At 56.1% G+C, this 17,023-nt stretch carries 15 protein-coding genes; 2 read left to right on the top strand and 13 right to left on the bottom strand.

Annotated elements, in window-relative coordinates:
• Nucleotides 1–168: 168 nt before the first annotated feature.
• Nucleotides 169–693, bottom strand: a complete 525-nt coding sequence (locus DYI22_RS17660; RefSeq protein ID WP_416234536.1) for a low molecular weight phosphatase family protein — start codon at nucleotides 691–693, stop codon at nucleotides 169–171.
• Between the two features lie 164 nt (nucleotides 694–857).
• On the opposite strand from DYI22_RS17660, the gene DYI22_RS00365 reads away from it, so the two are divergent.
• Together DYI22_RS00365 and DYI22_RS00360 are read left to right on the top strand one after the other, a co-directional pair.
• Nucleotides 858–2,033: an ATP-grasp domain-containing protein gene (locus tag DYI22_RS00365; RefSeq protein WP_213476048.1), complete on the top strand. Its 1,176-nt coding sequence runs from the start codon at nucleotides 858–860 to the stop codon at nucleotides 2,031–2,033.
• A 7-nt stretch (nucleotides 2,034–2,040) separates the two neighbouring features.
• Entirely contained in the window at nucleotides 2,041–3,210 is a 1,170-nt protein-coding gene (locus DYI22_RS00360) for a hypothetical protein (protein WP_213476047.1), read from the top strand.
• Here DYI22_RS00360 and DYI22_RS00355 read toward each other — a convergent pair.
• The 12 genes from DYI22_RS00355 to DYI22_RS00300 form a co-directional block, all read right to left on the bottom strand.
• On the bottom strand, nucleotides 3,171–4,211 hold the full coding sequence (locus DYI22_RS00355; RefSeq protein WP_213476046.1) for a polysaccharide deacetylase family protein: 1,041 nt from the start codon (nucleotides 4,209–4,211) through the stop codon (nucleotides 3,171–3,173). The two genes, DYI22_RS00360 and DYI22_RS00355, sit on opposite strands and share 40 nt — an antisense overlap.
• A gap of 60 nt (nucleotides 4,212–4,271) precedes the next feature.
• Nucleotides 4,272–5,393 carry a glycosyltransferase family 4 protein gene (locus DYI22_RS00350; protein ID WP_213476045.1) on the bottom strand — a complete coding sequence of 374 codons (1,122 nt, stop codon included), beginning with the start codon at nucleotides 5,391–5,393 and terminating at the stop codon, nucleotides 4,272–4,274.
• Nucleotides 5,394–5,400: 7 nt separating this feature from the next.
• Nucleotides 5,401–6,378: a GNAT family N-acetyltransferase gene (locus DYI22_RS00345; RefSeq protein ID WP_213476044.1), complete on the bottom strand. Its 978-nt coding sequence runs from the start codon at nucleotides 6,376–6,378 to the stop codon at nucleotides 5,401–5,403.
• Nucleotides 6,378–7,685, bottom strand: a complete 1,308-nt coding sequence (locus DYI22_RS00340) for a FemAB family XrtA/PEP-CTERM system-associated protein (RefSeq protein ID WP_228300716.1) — start codon at nucleotides 7,683–7,685, stop codon at nucleotides 6,378–6,380. Before DYI22_RS00340 ends, DYI22_RS00345 begins: the two co-directional genes overlap by 1 nt.
• A 27-nt stretch (nucleotides 7,686–7,712) precedes the next feature.
• Entirely contained in the window at nucleotides 7,713–8,582 is an 870-nt protein-coding gene (locus DYI22_RS00335) for an XrtA system polysaccharide deacetylase (protein WP_213476042.1), read from the bottom strand.
• Between the two features lie 41 nt (nucleotides 8,583–8,623).
• The gene (locus DYI22_RS00330) at nucleotides 8,624–9,862 is read right to left on the bottom strand and encodes an outer membrane beta-barrel protein (RefSeq protein ID WP_213476041.1); all 1,239 of its coding nucleotides are present in this window, start codon (nucleotides 9,860–9,862) and stop codon (nucleotides 8,624–8,626) included.
• Between the two features lie 40 nt (nucleotides 9,863–9,902).
• Entirely contained in the window at nucleotides 9,903–10,868 is a 966-nt protein-coding gene (locus DYI22_RS00325; RefSeq protein ID WP_323132839.1) for a polysaccharide biosynthesis protein, read from the bottom strand.
• On the bottom strand, nucleotides 10,799–12,328 hold the full coding sequence (locus tag DYI22_RS00320; protein ID WP_213476040.1) for an XrtA system polysaccharide chain length determinant: 1,530 nt from the start codon (nucleotides 12,326–12,328) through the stop codon (nucleotides 10,799–10,801). Before DYI22_RS00320 ends, DYI22_RS00325 begins: the two co-directional genes overlap by 70 nt.
• Before the next feature lie 47 nt (nucleotides 12,329–12,375).
• Nucleotides 12,376–13,017, bottom strand: a complete 642-nt coding sequence (locus tag DYI22_RS00315) for an XrtA/PEP-CTERM system exopolysaccharide export protein (RefSeq protein WP_213476039.1) — start codon at nucleotides 13,015–13,017, stop codon at nucleotides 12,376–12,378.
• Between the two features lie 58 nt (nucleotides 13,018–13,075).
• Nucleotides 13,076–14,488, bottom strand: a complete 1,413-nt coding sequence (locus tag DYI22_RS00310) for a TIGR03013 family XrtA/PEP-CTERM system glycosyltransferase (RefSeq protein ID WP_213476038.1) — start codon at nucleotides 14,486–14,488, stop codon at nucleotides 13,076–13,078.
• Nucleotides 14,489–14,665: 177 nt separating this feature from the next.
• Complete coding sequence (locus DYI22_RS17390) at nucleotides 14,666–15,349, bottom strand: PEP-CTERM sorting domain-containing protein (protein ID WP_228300715.1); 684 nt, start codon at nucleotides 15,347–15,349, stop codon at nucleotides 14,666–14,668.
• Nucleotides 15,350–15,482: 133 nt separating this feature from the next.
• Entirely contained in the window at nucleotides 15,483–16,967 is a 1,485-nt protein-coding gene (locus DYI22_RS00300) for a bifunctional 2-methylcitrate dehydratase/aconitate hydratase (RefSeq protein ID WP_213476037.1), read from the bottom strand.
• Between the last annotated feature and the right edge of the window lie 56 nt (nucleotides 16,968–17,023).

Raw genomic sequence — 17,023 nt, 5'->3', positions numbered from 1 at the left:
GTCCAGGGTAGAAAATCAATAGCGGGATAAATTGACTGAGGCCTTACGTACTCAAAAAACAGGTACGCACAAATCATCCAGAACGCGAAACTTTCTCTCTTGAAGTGATGCCAAACCGGCGCCACTCTCAAGGAGTAAAATTCCTCGTCAGTGACTTCCCTGTTTCTTCTACCCACAAATCCCCCTAACCGACTCCATTACCCTCTGTTCGCAATGAACAAAAAACTCGTCGCAACAATTATAGGGATCATGGATGTACGGATTCCGGCTTTTACAGTAGTTTCCTGCTAAAGCTATCGAATGTTGGTGGCCAACCTTGGCCCTGAACGATGCGATGTGGGACGGCTCCATGACCACGATAAAATCGTCGTCCCGGAACGAGAAGTCATGGACATTTACCGTTGTATGGCCATCCAGGGTAAGGCCCTGGCTTTGTGCATACTCGCGGGCCCTGGGATCTGCCGGGAAGCCGTCCCCACAGTTCAGGCCGCAGGAGGCAGCGTCTCTGCCAAGGCTCCGGGCATAGGCCTCCGCCAGCGGACTTCGGCAAATGTTGCCACTGCAGATGAAAACCAAACGTCGACTGTGATCAGGCCTTGCGGGTGTGAATTGCCGATAGACTCCTATTTGTGCCAGGCACCAATAGGCGAAGAAACGAACAAATCCTTGTCGCGAGCCAAACCGCTCGTACACCAACCGGTTCAACGATAATCTCCCTTTTTGTAGACCTCGTGGGAGTCCCCCTGGACATGCCCACAACAGATTTTAGATCACTTCGATAGAATTTACTCTGCTTATCAACGATAATCGAGCAAGCTTTTCTTCAAATATGCGACAAATTCAGGACGTTGCTGTAAATGGAACCGCGAATTCTGGTGCTGGATGGTAATCAGCGGGCCGCCTTGGCGGCTGTCAGATCCCTGGGATCCAAAGGGCTCTGGGTTGCCGTCGGCGAAAGCACGCCCAATTCCCTTGCGGGGTTATCGCGATTCTGCAGCGAAACTATCCAGTATGCGGATCCCTATTCCTCCCCCCGGCAGTTCTTTTCAGACGTTCTCCAGCAGGTAAAGGCACTTCGAATTACCTTCCTGCTTCCGATCACTGAGGCAGCCACGTACGTGTTGCTGGCCTACCGCACAGAACTGCCGGAGGAAGTGATCCTTCCTCTCCCCCACACGGAAGCGGTTGAGCAGCTGGCCAACAAGAACAATCTGTTCGGCCTCGCCCGGGACCAGGGCATCCCCATTCCGGATACGGTAATTTGCCAGAATGCAGCGGAAGGGCTGGCGGCACTGAATGACATCCGGCAGTACCCGGTGGTGCTCAAGCCCTTCAAATCCAATATGCTTCAGGACAATGCCATCGTCGCTACCCAGGTGGTCATCGCCAAAACCGCAGAGGAAGCGAAAAGAGCCCTGCACACTCATGCTTTCTTCGAATATCCGTTTACGCTGCAGTCGTTCATTGAGGGCACCGGACAAGGCATTTTCGCGCTATTCGACCATGGCAAGCCGATCTGCTATTTCGCTCACCGCAGGCTTCGCGAAAAACCGCCCGGCGGCGGTGTCAGTGTACTCAGTGAATCCGCTCCGGTTAACGAAAAGTTAAAGGTATCAGCAACCAGGCTTCTGCATACTGTGCAATGGCATGGCGTGGCGATGGTTGAATTCCGGGTGTCGGCAGACGGAACGGGTTACCTGATGGAGGTCAATCCGCGATTCTGGGGTTCATTGCAGCTTGCGATCGATTCGGGTATCGATTTCCCGTGGTTGCTTTATCTGGTCAGCACAGGCGCTGAGCTGCCTGACATTCACTGGCGGCATCGACGCGTACGGTGGCTCCTCGGAGATCTCGATCGCCTGTATCTGGTGCTTAAAGCGCCCTCATCAACGTATTCGGTGGCGGCCAAGTGTATCGAAATACTGCGTTTCCTGAAGCCCGGGTTGCGCACACGCCATGAAGTGAACCGATGGCGAGATCTTCGTCCCTTCTGGTTCGAAGTGAAGCAGTACCTACTCGCACTCAGGAATTGATGATCATATGCAGCAGCCTTATGTCATTATTCTGGCCAGCGGATTGAATGGTCTCGGCGCGGTGCGCTCTGCTGCCCATGCCGGATTAAGGACCTATACGCTGCTGACCGGTCAGGCCGACCTGAGCGCCTACAGCCGCTACAGCCAGTACAGGTTTTTACTGCCACCGGCACCCACCGCCAACGACCTGCGACCGATACTCGACAACCTTTACCGAACCGAAGGTGGCCCGGGTGTTTTGCTGGCTTGCTCTGACCATGCCGCGGAACTGCTTGGGGAACTGAAAACGTCCGGCTACTCCCTGCATCATCTGATTCTACCCTGCGCGGACACCACCGAAATCCTGAATGACAAAAAGCTGGAATACGAGTACATGGAGCGAGGCGGGATTACTCTGCCGAAAACCTTCTACTCGCTGGCCACCGACACCCCCGACAAATTTCCGCTGATCATCAAACCCAGAACCTTTCGGGAATACGATCTGCTCGGGGCAAAAAACGAGATCGTCTATTCCCAGGAAGAGTTTGATGAGTTTCGCCAGCGCTTCGCCGGCAGTCTTGATCGATTTATCGCCCAGGAGGTGATCGCCGGGCGGGATCATAACCTCTGGGTCTGCAACGTGACCTTCGATCAGAATAAAAAGTTGAGCGCCTGCTTTATTTTCAAGCGTCTGGGCACCATGCCCTCGCACTACGGCGTTACATCACTGGCAATGAGCGTCGATAATGAAGCGTTGCGAGAAGCCTGCCGCAACGTGGGTCGCGTGCTGAATTACTCCGGCCCGGCGATGATCGAGTTCAAGAAGGACCCGGATTCCGACCGGTATTATTACATTGAAACCAACCCGCGGCTTGGCATGTGCAACTGGTTTGACACTCGCTGTGGCGTCAACAATATTCTGGCCTGCACCCAAGCTGCCTACGAAAATGGCGTGGCCTTCCCTCCCCAGAAAAACCACCAGGTGTATTGGAACTTTTTCGGTGACCTGATTGCCCGATTGGAAAACCGGGAGAGCCTTTTTTCTGTTCTTCGGCTGTACCTGAGCTTATTGCGGCACCCGCGAATTGGAGCCTTGTTCTACTGGAAGGATCCCTACCCGGCATTACAGTATGGCTGGACGTCGATTCGGAATATTCTTTATCGGGTAGGAAGAAGACTGACCGGCAGTTCCGGCTGACGATGCAGCTTTTCCTTGAGCGCCTCGAACCGGTTTACGATCTGAAGAAAGTCCGCCATGGAATCCGGCAGTGAGAATCTGGCGAGCTCAAAGGGTGTCTGCCCGGCACGAACGTAGTCCGGAACGGTATTGAAGGCGAGCCTGATACCGGCCGACTTCAGAATCTCGATGTCGGTTTTGTCGTAGTCGATCCGCCGCCCCGTGGGGTAGGCAAAAACCTCCGGGTGGTAATCAAGCTCCGTCGTTACCCGCTCCAGTGACTGACGAATCTCTGCCTCTTTTTCCACCGGCGACAACGTAGACAGTATTCTGTGGGAGTAGGTGTGAGGATATACGCCATGACCTCTGGCCCGTAAATCTCGTGCGTCATCCCAGGTCATTGGCCGGTAGTCTTCCGGTATCTCGCCCGGGTAGCTGACCGCCAGTTTCGGGTAGAGTTCGTTCCTGAGCCAGTCATAAATATGGCCCTGATTCTGTCTTTTCAGGGTATTGCGCAAATCTCGGGTTATCTCGCGCAGAGACTGTACCGAGAAATCCAGTCGGTAACGCTCGCCACCAGGCAACAGGATTTCGCTTTGCTGTTGCCTGGCTTCAGTCAATGCGTAACTGATCTGGTCATCCCAGGGCCAGAGCCGGCGATCCAGAAGGCCGGTTATCACGAAGAAATTCAGCGGATAGCCGAACTCGTCAAAAACACGGGCAGCCACGTCGAAGTGATCCCGGAAACCGTCGTCAATGGTGAACATGACCGACCGGAGCGGAATGGAGTTACCGTCACAGAGCATCCGCTGCAGCTGGTCCATGGAGATTACCTGATATCGGCGGCGAGCGAGATACGCCAGATAGCGGCGCAGAGTGTCGGCGCTCATGGCGCCCGCTACCCCTTCATCGGTATCCGTAACCCGGTGCAACATGAAGACAGGCAGTCGCCCCGGGGTGAGGAACTGAAACAGTCCGGTTTCACCCACCAGGTTCGCCAGTTTGATGATCGCTGTTTTCACCCTCTCACCTCCGATTTGTGAGCGGCACTCCCGGTGCGCCTGTACATCCCGGGCACCGGCTCAGTCCTTTATCAGCTTGTTGTAGAGCGTCATATAACGCTCCAGCATACTGGAAAGGCTGAACTGCTCATGAGCCCGCAACTGTCCCTTTTTAATGATTTCAGCAGACCGTTCACCGCCGTCAAGTTTCTCAAGCGCGGTAACCATCGCCTGCGGACTGCGTGCCGGAATCAAATAGCCGGTTTCGCCATCCGTGATAATCTCTTCGGGGCCGCCGCTACGCGTGGCAATCACCGGTACCCCCGCCATCAATGCTTCAACGGTCGAGATCGAAAAACCCTCGGATACCGACGGCAGAAGAAACACATCCGCCTGTCGTAAAAGCTCCGAAACGTCCTGGCGAAACCCGAGCCAATGAATGTTGGGGCGGCGCGGCGCAGCTGAGACCCGTTCCTGCAATTTCCCGAAAAGCACCGGCTTCTGGTGCCCGACCACCACAAAATGGGTGTCAGGCTCAGTCTCTGCCAGGCTGATCGCTGCATCCACAAGATATTCGTAACCTTTGGCCGGACGAATATTACCGATGGATATAACGAGTTTTGCTTCGGAGCCCAGGCCGAGTTCCCCACGCAGATCGCCGGCGCAGTCACCGCTAAAGCGGGCCGGATCGACGCCATTGTAGATAAGCTCAAGCTTATGCTGAGGCAACGCGCTTCGCTCGCCCAACTGCGTCTGAAGCCCCTTCGATACGCACACTATCGACGATGCCCCCCATCCCACGAGGGTGAACTTCGCCCTCAGAAAACGCTCGCCGGCCGCCACATCGACCGCTCCGTGAAAGGTCGCAATCATCGGTTTTCGGCAGGCAAGTGCCAACAGTGCCCCGTACACGTTGGAGCCAAGCAGGTGGGCATGAATCAGGTCAACGGAAAAGGACGCAACCAGCTTTCGCAGTGCAAGGACGTAACCGAGATTAAAGCTACCCTTCGAATCAATAATATGCGGTGTAATTCCGAGACTGCGAACCGTGTCCGCTACCCAGCCCTCCCCCCGCAACACCACTACGTTGCGGAATTCAGTAGCCTGCAACTGGCTCAGCAGGCTCGTGAACACCGTCTCGGCTCCCCCCGGTCCGGTGGTGTCAATCAGATGGAGTACGGTCTTCTGATGATTCGCTGACATACCCGGTTTACCCTCTCATCCAGTAGAGTGCCCGGAACATCAGGCTTTTCACCAGCATGACTGAAATAAACTGATAGTTTTCATTCGCAAAACGGGATTTGTAATCCTCATTCTTTCCCTCGCCGGCAAGAAAATCGAATCGTCTGGTTTCCGGGTGCTCGAAGGCGTCTTCGATGGCGTACCCCAGATGCAGCGACCCAAGCGACAGCTTCTTGTGAAAAGCCTCTTGAAAACCCGCCTGGATGTTGTAAACCACGCCGTCATACCAGACGTTGTAAAGCACCGACACGATGTCTCCGTCACAGGTCAGCAACGAAAGCTGCGGCCTGCCACCTTCCTCCACGATTCTGGCCAGGAACTTCAGGTGAAAGCCCAGACTTCGCTCCGTGACACAGTCTTTGTGCCATCGGCTACGGTGGAACCGGTTGAGCGCCTCGAAAAACTCTTGCGGCCGGGCTGGCCAGGCATTGTCCAGACGCACTTCACCCTGGGCCTCAAGAAGCTTTCGGCGGTTGTATAGTCGCAACCGGCTGTTGGGACCCAGGGCAGCGAGATAGTCCCGGAAGTAACCGTCGGTGGCCACCGCGTATCCCTCATCAGCGGCATGGATGCGAAATGCCCATTTATGGGTCGCGGCGATGGTCACCAGGGCCGAGAGCTCTTCCGAGCCGCTGAGCAGGTCATTGAAAACCACTTCGGTCCAGGGCTGACGTTCCAGCACCCGAACCATCGCCGCGATCAGCTCCTTTCCGGTCTGACCCTGCGGACAGAAGCGATTGTATTCGGTTCTTGGCGTGCGAAGTTTTCGGTAACTGGTGCCGACAAATTGCAGCGACCGGACCGGCAGAATCCCTTTCAACCGGTAGCGCGATTCATACAGGCCAGAGGTACCGCCATGCCATCGTCGCACCAGCCGGAAACCCGGCTCACCGCCCCAGGTTTCCCACCAGGCACTTTGCCAGGCGTGGGACTGAAACAGACTCATTACGGCAGAACCTTGATGATATGAGGGCCGAGAAGGTTGGCAATGGGGACGGGCAGGCGCTGCCAGACAGCGATCAACAGCCGGAATTTGGGGTTATCCGGATTGAGCGCCGGTAATTCTGCGCCCTCCGGCAACACATAATCCCAGTGCAGCCGTAACGGTTGGGCACCCCACTGTTGCTTGAACCGGTAGGTGCCGGCCGTTTCACTGCAGCGACCGAAATCGAAAACCGCACAGCCTTTTTCAATGGCAAACCGGAGAATGCGCCAGTACATGGCCATGTTGACCGCTGTGTGGCTGTGGGAACGCAACGTGGATGCCCAGGGAATCTCCATCCGCCCGCCGTGGACGGTCAGAAAGGCGCACCCCACTGCCTGTCCGTTGACCCGGGCGACAACCAGCCAGGCCTGGTCAACCAACGTCTCTAACAGGTTGCGGAAAAAGACCTTGCCGTAAACCGGCGTGCCAAGGTCACGCATGTTGATGGAAAACACACGGTAAAACTCGTCGAGAAGTTCCACGCCACCCACGGAGAAATCGGTCAGTTCCCGCTCCCCCCGACGGATCTGGGCGCGTAGTTTGGGTTGAAAGCTTTGCCAGAGAGTCTCCTGGGTGTCGGGCAATGGCAGCCAGAAGGTGACTTTGTCCGTTCGCTGTGGACGCCCTGCCCCGGTGTCCCGGCTGAAGCGCAGTTCCAGATGCCCGGCCATCAGTTCGCGCTGCCAGCGCGAGGCCGCCTTGACGAGATCTTCCGCCACCTCCGGGCTGTCTGCCAGGGCGCCGCCGTAGTTGAAGTAAGGCACCGAAACCAGGTAGTTGCCAAAAAGCCGACTGTTCAGTTGCACAACCGGCAGCACCCCAACCACGCGCTCAGTCACGTCGAATGCGCAGAAATACACGGTACGGTGCCCATATGTCTCGCGAACAAAGTCTGCAACTTTTGGCCGGTGCCAGATCGACCCACCCGGATGGGCGGCCACATAAGCATCCGCCTGCGCCACTGTCTGGGAAGAGCATGGGCGCACGGTTACCGGCCCGCTTACCGCATCGCCTTTGATCGCGGAAGGTAAGCTAATGGTCGGTGGCGTCCATCGGGTTTCTGCGGTGGCATTGTTGCGTTGCTTCTTTAGCTCTTTCTGCAGTTTCTTGAGCGCTGCCGAAACCTGCTGCAGCTCACGGATGAGCGCGTCAGGGTCGCCCCCCGCTTTTCTGGCTTCGGCCACATCCCGACCAAGCCGGCCCTTCTCGGCCTTCAGTTCCTCTAGCCGTGACGACGCATCGCGCTGATTGGCTGCTGGTACATCCATTCCCATGAAACAGTCCCTTGCCGACTTCTACACAGCCACCGCCTCGGATGGCAACGACATGCCTGTTAAAACATCGGATACCGACCCGAAACGGAAATCGCCCAGCAATCTCTCAAGACGGCCCATGCACTTGTCGAGATTGTTGTAATGGCGAAAACGCGAGAACGCTTTCACCTTCAGACGGGGCTGCCCCGTATCTATTTCCCAAGGGTGAAGGTAAAAGATGAATGGCTGTCCCGCCCGGTTGATTCTGCCAAGCCCCCAACGGCTCACCCCATAGGGGAACAGCCTGAAGTAGCCCCCGCCAGCGATGGGCAGGCGATACTGGCCGATCGGGCACGTCGACAAGGGAAATTCGGTCAGGGTGCCGCCATTGGGCGCCTTCAGCAGGTACGGCTCATGGGGTGTGCCTGGCATGCCGTAGCGATCGTGATGGACCGGAAAAATCGACGAATCCCAGGTGAAGCCTTCCTCGCAAAGAATATCCAGGGCCCACCGTGACTTTGAGGTAATCGAGTAGCTCGCCGCCCGATAACCGGTGACCGGCTGCCCGGTGATGTCCTCAAGAATCGTTTTTGATTTCCGGGTTTCCTCCTGAAAAACCGCCGGTGTCTGGGTGTAGATCAACTGATGGCTGTAGCCATGGCTGGCGATTTCGTGACCGGCATCGCGAATACGGCGGATCAGTGCCGGTGATCGCTCTGCAACCCATCCGAGGGTAAAAAAGGTGGCTCTCGTATCGTGTTCCTCAAACAGGGCCAGAAGCCGGTCGGTGTTGGCTTCCACCCGATATTCCATCGAAGACCAGTCATCACGGTCTACTGCCTCAGCCAACGCCGCGACCTGGAAGTAATCCTCTACATCAATGGTCAGTGCATTCCGGATAGTACTCTTCATCACTCTCTTCCCTGGCTGACGAACACGTTGGACTGTCAGGTCTAGCGGAACTGATAATTCACCCCGATTGACACCCAGTTTTCGTCGAATTCCCTGAAGTCCACTTCGCTGTCTCTTCTCTCGTGGCCGACTCTGCCAAAGAACGACATCGCCCTGTTGAGCTGGAAATCGATGCCCGCATTGATCCTGAACAGCACATCCGCCGTGTCTTCATCAGCATAATTCAGGTACTCGTAGGCAGTCAGAAGTGTTGCGGTCATTTGCGGGGTGACCGGACGTCGGTAATTCAGGTCCACACCGGTCCGCTCTTCCTCAAGATCCACATCGATGTAATCCGACCTGTTAGCAAACACATTGAAGCCCAGCGTTGACCCTCTGGTGAACTCGGTCGACACACCTGCGCGCACCGCTGACACCTCCACAGCGCTGGTCTGCTCCAGGTTGAACACGAACTCGCCGAAACGAACATCAAAGTCTGACGTCTGATCCGTCAGCTCCTGGCTCGCTTCGATAATCAGCTGAGTGGTCGGATTGATATCCCGCTCAAGGTCCAGATTACCGACGAAACCGTCCGCTTCCTGGGACCCCGTGATCAGAGAAGTTTCAATCCGACTGAAGCCGGCGGACCCACTCACCCGGGTTGCGGGCCATGCCTTACTGAACGTGACCACTCCGCTTTCACGATCAATTTCCTCATCGGTATCGAGCTCTACCCGGTCCGCCGATGCCCTGAGCCCTGCGGTAAACGACGGACTGAAAAAATGATCCCAGCCGGCCGTCCCGATGTAGCGCTCAGAATCCTCGTCTTCCGGTTCACTGAATTCCGTGTTCTCGTACTCTGCCGCCAACACCAACTGGTTCACTGCCCCCAGTCGGATCGTCCATACCGGGCCGGTGCGGAAGATGTTCTTTCGGGTTTTGTTGGTTGGCGTTTCATTGGCACGACTGTCCTGAGTGACATCGCGCAGATAATCCGATGCCTGCCAGACGAGGCCGCCGCCAATGGCGCAATCGCCAAAAAAATCGGCACTGGCATAGGTTTCCGGATCGAATGTCTCTTCCAGCCAATAAGAGTATGCGACTCTGGCACCCAAATCGGAATTACAGCGACCGGGATCGGTCGTGTGATCAACCCCCAGGGTTATCTGTGACTCCAGATCGGTCTGTTCATTCGTTGAACTCTGCCCCGCGTTATCACTCAGCGTTGAATCGAATCCGGTGGAAAAGCGTATCGGTTCCGCTATCGCGTTGAAGGAAATGGACACTGCCGTTGCTATCATGCACGCACACAACGAACGGATCCTCCGTGATCCCGTATCTTTAGCCATTGATTACTGCTCCAACAAACTTTTCAGAATGGAAGGCCATCGCGGCCTGGTCGGCCAACCCGGCCGACACACGACCATGGGGGACAACGAGCATAGCGTAGTCACACAGCTCTGAAAGAATTCTCGCATCGGGCGATTCTGAGATCGGTGCCGTGTCCAGAATAATGAAACGGTCCGGATAACGGCGCCTGACCGCCTGAAGAAACTGCTTCATGCGGAACGAGGTAAAAAATTCGCCGGGTATTTCCCGCCGGCTCCCGGAGGGGATCAAACGCAACCGCGGAATACCCGTTGGGTAGATAATCCGTGAAATATCGTAATCCGGTTCGTCGAGAAAATCTGTCAAACCGGTTTCCGGCATGATATCGAGCGTGGTGTGCAGCGAGGGTTCCCGCAGATTACAGTCGATCACGAGCGCCGTTTTCGCCTGATCAAACGCAAATGCGGCGGCCAGATTCAAGGCCACGAACGAGCATCCGGCACCGGCGGAAGCGCCACTGACCACCATAGTGAAGTTGTTGCCGCCGGATTTCTCGAGCAGTTTGGTGCGCAAATCGCGAAAACGGTTCACCATCGGCCGATTGGAGGATTCCGGATAAATGATTCTCCGTTCGTCCATATCCTCCGGCGTTAATCGCCGCGGTTCCTGCATCCGCACAATCTGCTTGCTGATCACATACCGGTCGACAGCACCCGGCCCGAGCTCCAGTGAGCTGGGGACAAGCATGCGCGAATCGTCCCATTCCGAGTAAGGGACACCGTCAGCATTCAGTTCATTCTTCTTCTTGAGCCAATAGCTGTCGTCTGATTGACTCAATTCATCACTGCGGGTGCTCAACTGATCCTGCACGTCCTCGGCAGACGCATCAATATCGTTTTTTTGATTGGTCATCCGATAACCCCCATCAACGCGGCCCCGGCCAGTGACAGATACACAACAACCGCGACGATTGCGCACACACCCACCAGGAACGTTACTTTTTTATCCCGCCGCACCTCGAACGGTGTCTTTACGTGAGGCAACTGGACCAGCACCGGGAAATCAAACTCGTCTTCGAGCTGCTCACGAACTCGTATCCGCGGATCGATCTGCAGCAGTCCCGCCACCAGCCCGAAAGGCGCCAGCAGTCCCAGAAACAGTCCGGCGACGGCAAAGGTGGCGAATTTCGGTCCGGAGGCACTGTTCGGATACTGGGCGTTCTCGTTAATCCGGTAGTTCAGGCCCTGCCCTTCCACGTCCAGGTGCATGGAAACACGCGCCCGCTCGCGGCGCTTCAGCAAATCATCGTAAATCTGCTTGTTTACCTCCATGTCACGGGTCAGATCCGAATACTGCGCCTTATTTTCCTGAATCCGCTCCATGCGGTTGTTATGGTCGGCCAGCAGTTTCTTGAACGATTCGATCCGTGTATCCACGGTTTGCATGTTTGCCCGGGTCCTGGACAGCTCGGCCTGGAGCTCCTGGTAGACCGGGTTCGAAATTTCGTCGCTGGTCAGCGTTGCCGGCTGCTCCTGTGGATTGGCCAGGGCCCGCTCGCGCTGCCGGCGCAGTTCCTGGATCTGCTCCCGCAGACTGACAATGTCCGGGTAGGTGTCGTGATAACGCAGGCGCAGGTTGTCCAGCTGAGCCTCAAGGGATGAAATCCGGGTCTGGTAGGTATCCGCGGTCCTGCCCTGAACCAGCGTCGGACTCACCCGGTCCAGCTCAGCTTCGAGAGAGCGTGCGCGGGTTTCCAGCTCCGAGCGCTCCAGCTGTGCCAGTTCGAGTTGGCTTCTCAGATTCGCCAGGCGACTGTTGGCTTCAGATTCGGTGCCATCCACGTTTACCGACAGGAATTCCTTCAGACGCTCTTCGACTTCCGCCAGCTGTTGTTCGTAGCTCTTGACCTGATTGTTGATGAATTCATACGCGTTTCGGCTTTCTTTACGTTTGCGCTCGTTGCTCTCGGAGATAAAGAGCTGTCCCATCCGCTGCGCCACCTGGAAAGCCTGGCGAGGCGACTCCGATCGAAATCCGATCGCGAAGTAATTTTCACCTCGGGGTGTGACCACCATATTGGTTCGCAGATAGCCTATTCGGGCATCGAGCCTCTCATCATCAACGTTCGGGGCGTTGCTCCCGAAAATGTCAGGGTCTTTGGCAATCTTCTCCATCACTCCACGGCTCCAGAGCAGTTCCGTCGCTGAGGAGGCTCGTTTGTTGATTTCCGTGGTCACGGCACTGCCTTCCATCAGCGGCCGGATGATGTTCCGGTCATCAATGAAAATCACCGTTTCCGACTGGTATTTATAGGGCCAGATAAACCCGGCAAGAAGAACGCCAAAACTGACAACGACGAACAGTGCAAGCGCAAGCCATTTTCTTGCGCGGACTTCCCTGAGAATCTCAGTAGGCAGGTCTGATAAGGGCAGTGCCATAGCGCTCTCCCACTAAAGTTTGCCAGTAGTAATCGGTTTTCGAAGGATCAGAAGCTTCGCTCCGGAACGCTCAGAATGTCCCCCGGACGGATCGCGTAGTTGGTCCGTACATCGCCGTCATTGAGAATGTCCTCCAGACGCACCGGTATGGCCACCACTTCGCCATCGACCTTCCGATACAGCATGGCTTTATTAAGGGCTGCGAAGGGAGTGGCGCCACCGGCACCCAGAACCACGTCGAGCACCGTCATGCCCGCCCGGTGAGGAACCGAGACCGGCTGTTGAACCGCGCCGGTAACGCGAACCCGGTCATTGTATTCGTGGCTCCCCATGGAGGTGACAACAATGCTGACCTGTGGCTGGCGGATGTATTCTGAAAGGCGCTCCTCAATCTCGTCAGCCAACCCCGTGGGAGTCCGGCCACTCGCCTGCACATCGCCCACCAGGGGAACGGAGATTTTGCCGTCTGGACGCACCGGGACGCTGACACTCAGGTCCTCGTTCCTCCAGACCGACACTTTGACCACGTCGGTTGCGCCGAGGACATACTGATCGACACTGGTGGAGGTGTTCACGCTCAGCGCGCGGCGGATATCGTCTTCTGATGAAGGGCCCCCGGCACAGCCCGTAAAAAACGTGACCGAGGCAAACAACAGAGTGATCCCTGGGAGGGTGTACTTCCGTGACATTGTGAATCCTCTCTACATGTCCTTGCTTTATTCCATGTTCCGGTACAGCAACCCGGAACTACCTTGATCCTTTTTTGAACAATACCACTTCTACTGTCTGAATTATAATCAATAAATCCAGCAACAAACTCTGGTTCTTGATGTAGTAAAGGTCGTAGCGAAGCTTTTCCCGCGTATCTTCCTCGTTGTCGGCGTAGGCGAAACAAAGCTGAGCCCACCCCGTCAAACCGGGCTTCACCCGATGCCGCTCACTGTAAAAGGGAATTTTTTCGGTCAGCTGTTCAACAAACACCGGCCTTTCCGGGCGGGGACCAACGAACGCCATCGTGCCGTTAAGCACATTGAAAATCTGGGGCAACTCATCGATACGCACTTTGCGGATGAATTCACCGACCTTGGTCACCCGGCTATCATTCTGCCTGGCCCAGACCGCGCCGTTCTTCTCCGCATCGGTGATCATCGAGCGGAATTTGTGCACGCTGAAAATCCGGCCATTAAGACCTACCCGCTCCTGACTATAGAACACCGGTGCCTTGATGCCATCTTCGATCTTGATGGCAATGGCGGTAAGAACCATCAGCGGCAACCCCACCAGCAGCAGCGTGCCGGCCGCGAGCACATCCAGCAGTCGCTTGCCATACCCGGAAACCGACGACACGCTGAAGCCGTCAGAAAAGACCAGCCAACCGCGGGTCACCATTTCCAGTGCCACTTTCCGTGATTCCCGTTCGTAGAAGCTGGCGCCATCGACAATCCGCACCCCTTCCATCTTGCATTCCAGCAGGTCTTCCATGGGCAAGCCTTTGCGGCGGTCATCCACGGCGACCACGATTTCCCGCACCGGATGACGGAGAATATACCGATACAGACTGGATGGGCGCAGCAGCAGGGTTTCATCCCGGATCTGGATCGGTTCATCAGGCAACGGAACAAATCCGGCAATAATGAAGCCCTTGCGGTTGAAGGGTGTTCGCAGATCCTCCAGCAATTGCCTTGCTTTCGCCCCGGCGCCCAGCACCAGCACTTTTCGTTTGAAGGCATCTTTACCGGCCACGCTGAAGAATATCAGCCGGAAGATCCCCAGCAGGAACAGGCCGACCACCGAGGCAGAGGTAAGGATATCGCTGAAACCGAGATACCAGAGCCAGTCGTCACCAAGGATGAAGAGAAAGCCGCAGGCCGGTACCCCGAGAATGAGGGAAAAGATGGTCCGCAACATCATCCCCGACATGCCTTCTTCCAGTTTGGACTGATGCACCCCGAGGGCGACCATGACCAACAGGTTTACAACACCGAAGCCGATGGCCGATGGCAACAGAAACTGGACATTGTCGAGAAAGAAAGAAACGTCACCGAAGTGGCGGAAAAATACGGCAATACAGAAGCTGAGAGCCAGCACAACAAGGTCGATAAGGCCCAGAATAACGAAAGGAACGTGAATGTAGTGCCTGAACAATCTGACGTGGGCCACGCCAACTCCTTTTGTTGCTCACCATTGAACCATCTGCGCATCCACTGCGAGAGATCTGACATTGCCCAAAGTTTACTGCATTTCTGCGATACTGCAACGAACTGTTAAGAATTTTGACATACTGAAATGTAAATTAAGTTGACACCCTGACTTGCGATGAAATCAGGGTGTCTCAAATCACGCCGCCTTTCTGCGACGATTCACACCAAGCCCCAACAAGCCAAGTCCGAGCAACGCCAGAGTGCCTGGCTCCGGTACGGCCTTGACGTCAGAAATGCCCACGAGCATATCGTTGTAATCAAAATCGCCGTCGATAAGATCCTCGAACCCGATGATCAGGGAGCTACTGAAGAACGCCAGGTTCTGGCTTCCTGTAACATCAAAGATCCGTGCCATATCCACCCCGCCGTTCAACTCTGCATCCGAGTAGAAGACATCGTCTCCACGCTGCAGATAGAACCCGAAGGTGCTGCCAATGTTTGCCGTGTTGCCGCCGGCCGTGGCCGTTCCCGCTGCGAGGTCAAATTCCACGTCCCGGCCGCCAGACGACGTTGCGCCCGAGAACACCTGCAGCTGTTCTCCGGGATTATGGAAATCGTAGATACCGAAACTGTTAACGCCTGCGAATCCGGCAAATTCGAAAAGCAGGAAGGCGCCTGCCGTGTCGCGTTCACCGTCGGTATCGATCAATGATGCATAGGATGCCCCCTGATCGTAAAACCCGCCCTCACCCATGGTATCGGTAAACACCGGGGTACCATTGTCTGCTGTCAGGTCGAACACGCTCATCGGCGCTGCCTGGGCCAGAGATACCGTCCCGGCCAGCAACCCTGCTGCGGCCAGTTTGGACATTGTCTTCATGTTACTGCTCCCGTGTAACGTAATTTAAGGTCGTGCGCGTTACACGTAGCGAACACCATGCCAATATTTTTTTACCTTAAATACAATGCCTTATCGACCTTTACCCGGGGACATGTAAATTTATTCGACAAATCTAGATTACAAACCAGTCGAGGAATTCGTGAACCGGGGTAGCTTCCAGTGCCGCCTGATCACTGAAGATGGCCAATATCCGCTCACATCGTCCGCGCGGAAAACGACTCGCCAGGTTCTCACGGAATTTTTCCTGCAGTAGCGGGAGGCTTTCCTCGCGCCTGCGCCTGTGACCGATGGGATACTCAACCTCCACCTTATCCGTGCTGCTGCCGTCCTTGAAGAATACCTGGATGGCATTGGCAATCGATCGCTTGTCTTCCTCAAGGTATTCCCGGGTATAGCGTTCGTCTTCGACCACGTCCATTTTCGAGCGGATTTCATCGATCAACGGATGGGCCTCGTGAAACCCGTCTTCATAATGCTCTGCCTGCAGACTCCCAAAGATCAGGGGCACGGCCGCCATGTACTGGAGACAGTGATCCCGGTCGGCGGCATTGGCGAGCGTGCCCTCCTTGGAAATGATGCGAATGGCGGACTCATGGGTGGTGATGACCACGCGGTCGACCTCCTGCAGACGCCCGCTGACCTGAGGATGCAGGGTAACAGCGGCCTCTGCCGCCGTCTGGGCGTGGAATTCCGCCGGAAACGACACCTTGAACAGGATGTTTTCCATCACGTAGGAGGCGAACGGACGTGGCAGAGAGAAGCGCTGCCTTTCCTGCGGTTTCAGTTTCTGGTCCCGGTTGGTTTTACTGAAGAGCACATCGTAAAAGCCCCATTGCGGAGCCGTGAGCGCGCCAGGCACCCCCATTTCACCGCGCATTGCAATATCCGCGAGCCGCACTCCCCGGGACGTCGCATCGCCAGCGGCCCAGGATTTGCGGGAACCGGCGTTGGGCGCATGGCGGTAGGTTCGCAGTGCCTGCCCATCCACCCAGGCGTGGGACAGTGCCGAGAGCATCTGCTCGCGGTTCGCCCCCATCAATTTGGCCGTTACCGCCGTCGATGCCACCTTCACCAGAACAACGTGGTCCAGCCCGACCCGGTTAAATGAATTTTCCAGAGCCAGAACACCCTGGATTTCGTGGGCCTTGATCATCGCTTCCAGTACGCTGACCATCGTCAGCGGCGGCTTGCCAGCAGCGACCCGCTTCTGGGACAAATGATCCGCGACCGCGAGAATGCCGCCAAGGTTATCAGACGGATGACCCCATTCTGCAGCCAGCCAGGTATCGTTGTAATCCAGCCAGCGCACCGCGCAGCCTAAGTCCCAGGCCGCCTTTACCGGGTCGAGGCGAAAGGAGGTGCCCGGCACCCGGGCGCCATGGGGCACCACCGTACCCTCTACCAAAGGCCCGAGGTGCTTGGTGCATTCTGGAAACCGCAGCGCCAGTAACCCACAGCCCAGGGTGTCCATCAGGCAATGCCGCGCGGTTTCCCAAGCCACGTTGCTTTTAATGTGCTCATCCAGCACGTACGCCGCAATTTTCTGCAGCACCTCGTCGTAGTCCGGCCGGACATTCTGATCGACGTTGGCACTCATCCCGGTCTCCTCCTGTTCATCAAGCCTGATGCATTGATTTAAAGGTAGCCGCAATT

This window comes from Marinobacter lipolyticus, assembly GCF_018424605.1.
In the GTDB taxonomy this organism is placed as follows: Bacteria; Pseudomonadota; Gammaproteobacteria; order Pseudomonadales; family Oleiphilaceae; genus Marinobacter; species Marinobacter lipolyticus_B.
The sequence above is the reverse complement of the archived record's forward strand: the minus strand, read 5'-3'. Positions and strand labels throughout refer to the sequence as shown.

Bases quoted from the DNA above. Each gene is read 5' to 3' on its own strand.
- DYI22_RS00365 (WP_213476048.1), top strand. From the start codon at position 858: ATGGAACCGCGAATTCTGGTGCTGGATGGTAATCAGCGGGCCGCCTTG.
- DYI22_RS00360 (WP_213476047.1), top strand. From the start codon at position 2,041: ATGCAGCAGCCTTATGTCATTATTCTGGCCAGCGGATTGAATGGTCTC.
- DYI22_RS00350 (WP_213476045.1), bottom strand. From the start codon at position 5,393: ATGTCAGCGAATCATCAGAAGACCGTACTCCATCTGATTGACACCACC.
- DYI22_RS00345 (WP_213476044.1), bottom strand. From the start codon at position 6,378: ATGAGTCTGTTTCAGTCCCACGCCTGGCAAAGTGCCTGGTGGGAAACC.
- DYI22_RS00340 (WP_228300716.1), bottom strand. From the start codon at position 7,685: ATGGATGTACCAGCAGCCAATCAGCGCGATGCGTCGTCACGGCTAGAG.
- DYI22_RS00335 (WP_213476042.1), bottom strand. From the start codon at position 8,582: ATGAAGAGTACTATCCGGAATGCACTGACCATTGATGTAGAGGATTAC.
- DYI22_RS00330 (WP_213476041.1), bottom strand. From the start codon at position 9,862: ATGATAGCAACGGCAGTGTCCATTTCCTTCAACGCGATAGCGGAACCG.
- DYI22_RS00320 (WP_213476040.1), bottom strand. From the start codon at position 12,328: ATGGCACTGCCCTTATCAGACCTGCCTACTGAGATTCTCAGGGAAGTC.
- DYI22_RS00315 (WP_213476039.1), bottom strand. From the start codon at position 13,017: ATGTCACGGAAGTACACCCTCCCAGGGATCACTCTGTTGTTTGCCTCG.
- DYI22_RS17390 (WP_228300715.1), bottom strand. From the start codon at position 15,349: ATGAAGACAATGTCCAAACTGGCCGCAGCAGGGTTGCTGGCCGGGACG.
- DYI22_RS00300 (WP_213476037.1), bottom strand. From the start codon at position 16,967: ATGAGTGCCAACGTCGATCAGAATGTCCGGCCGGACTACGACGAGGTG.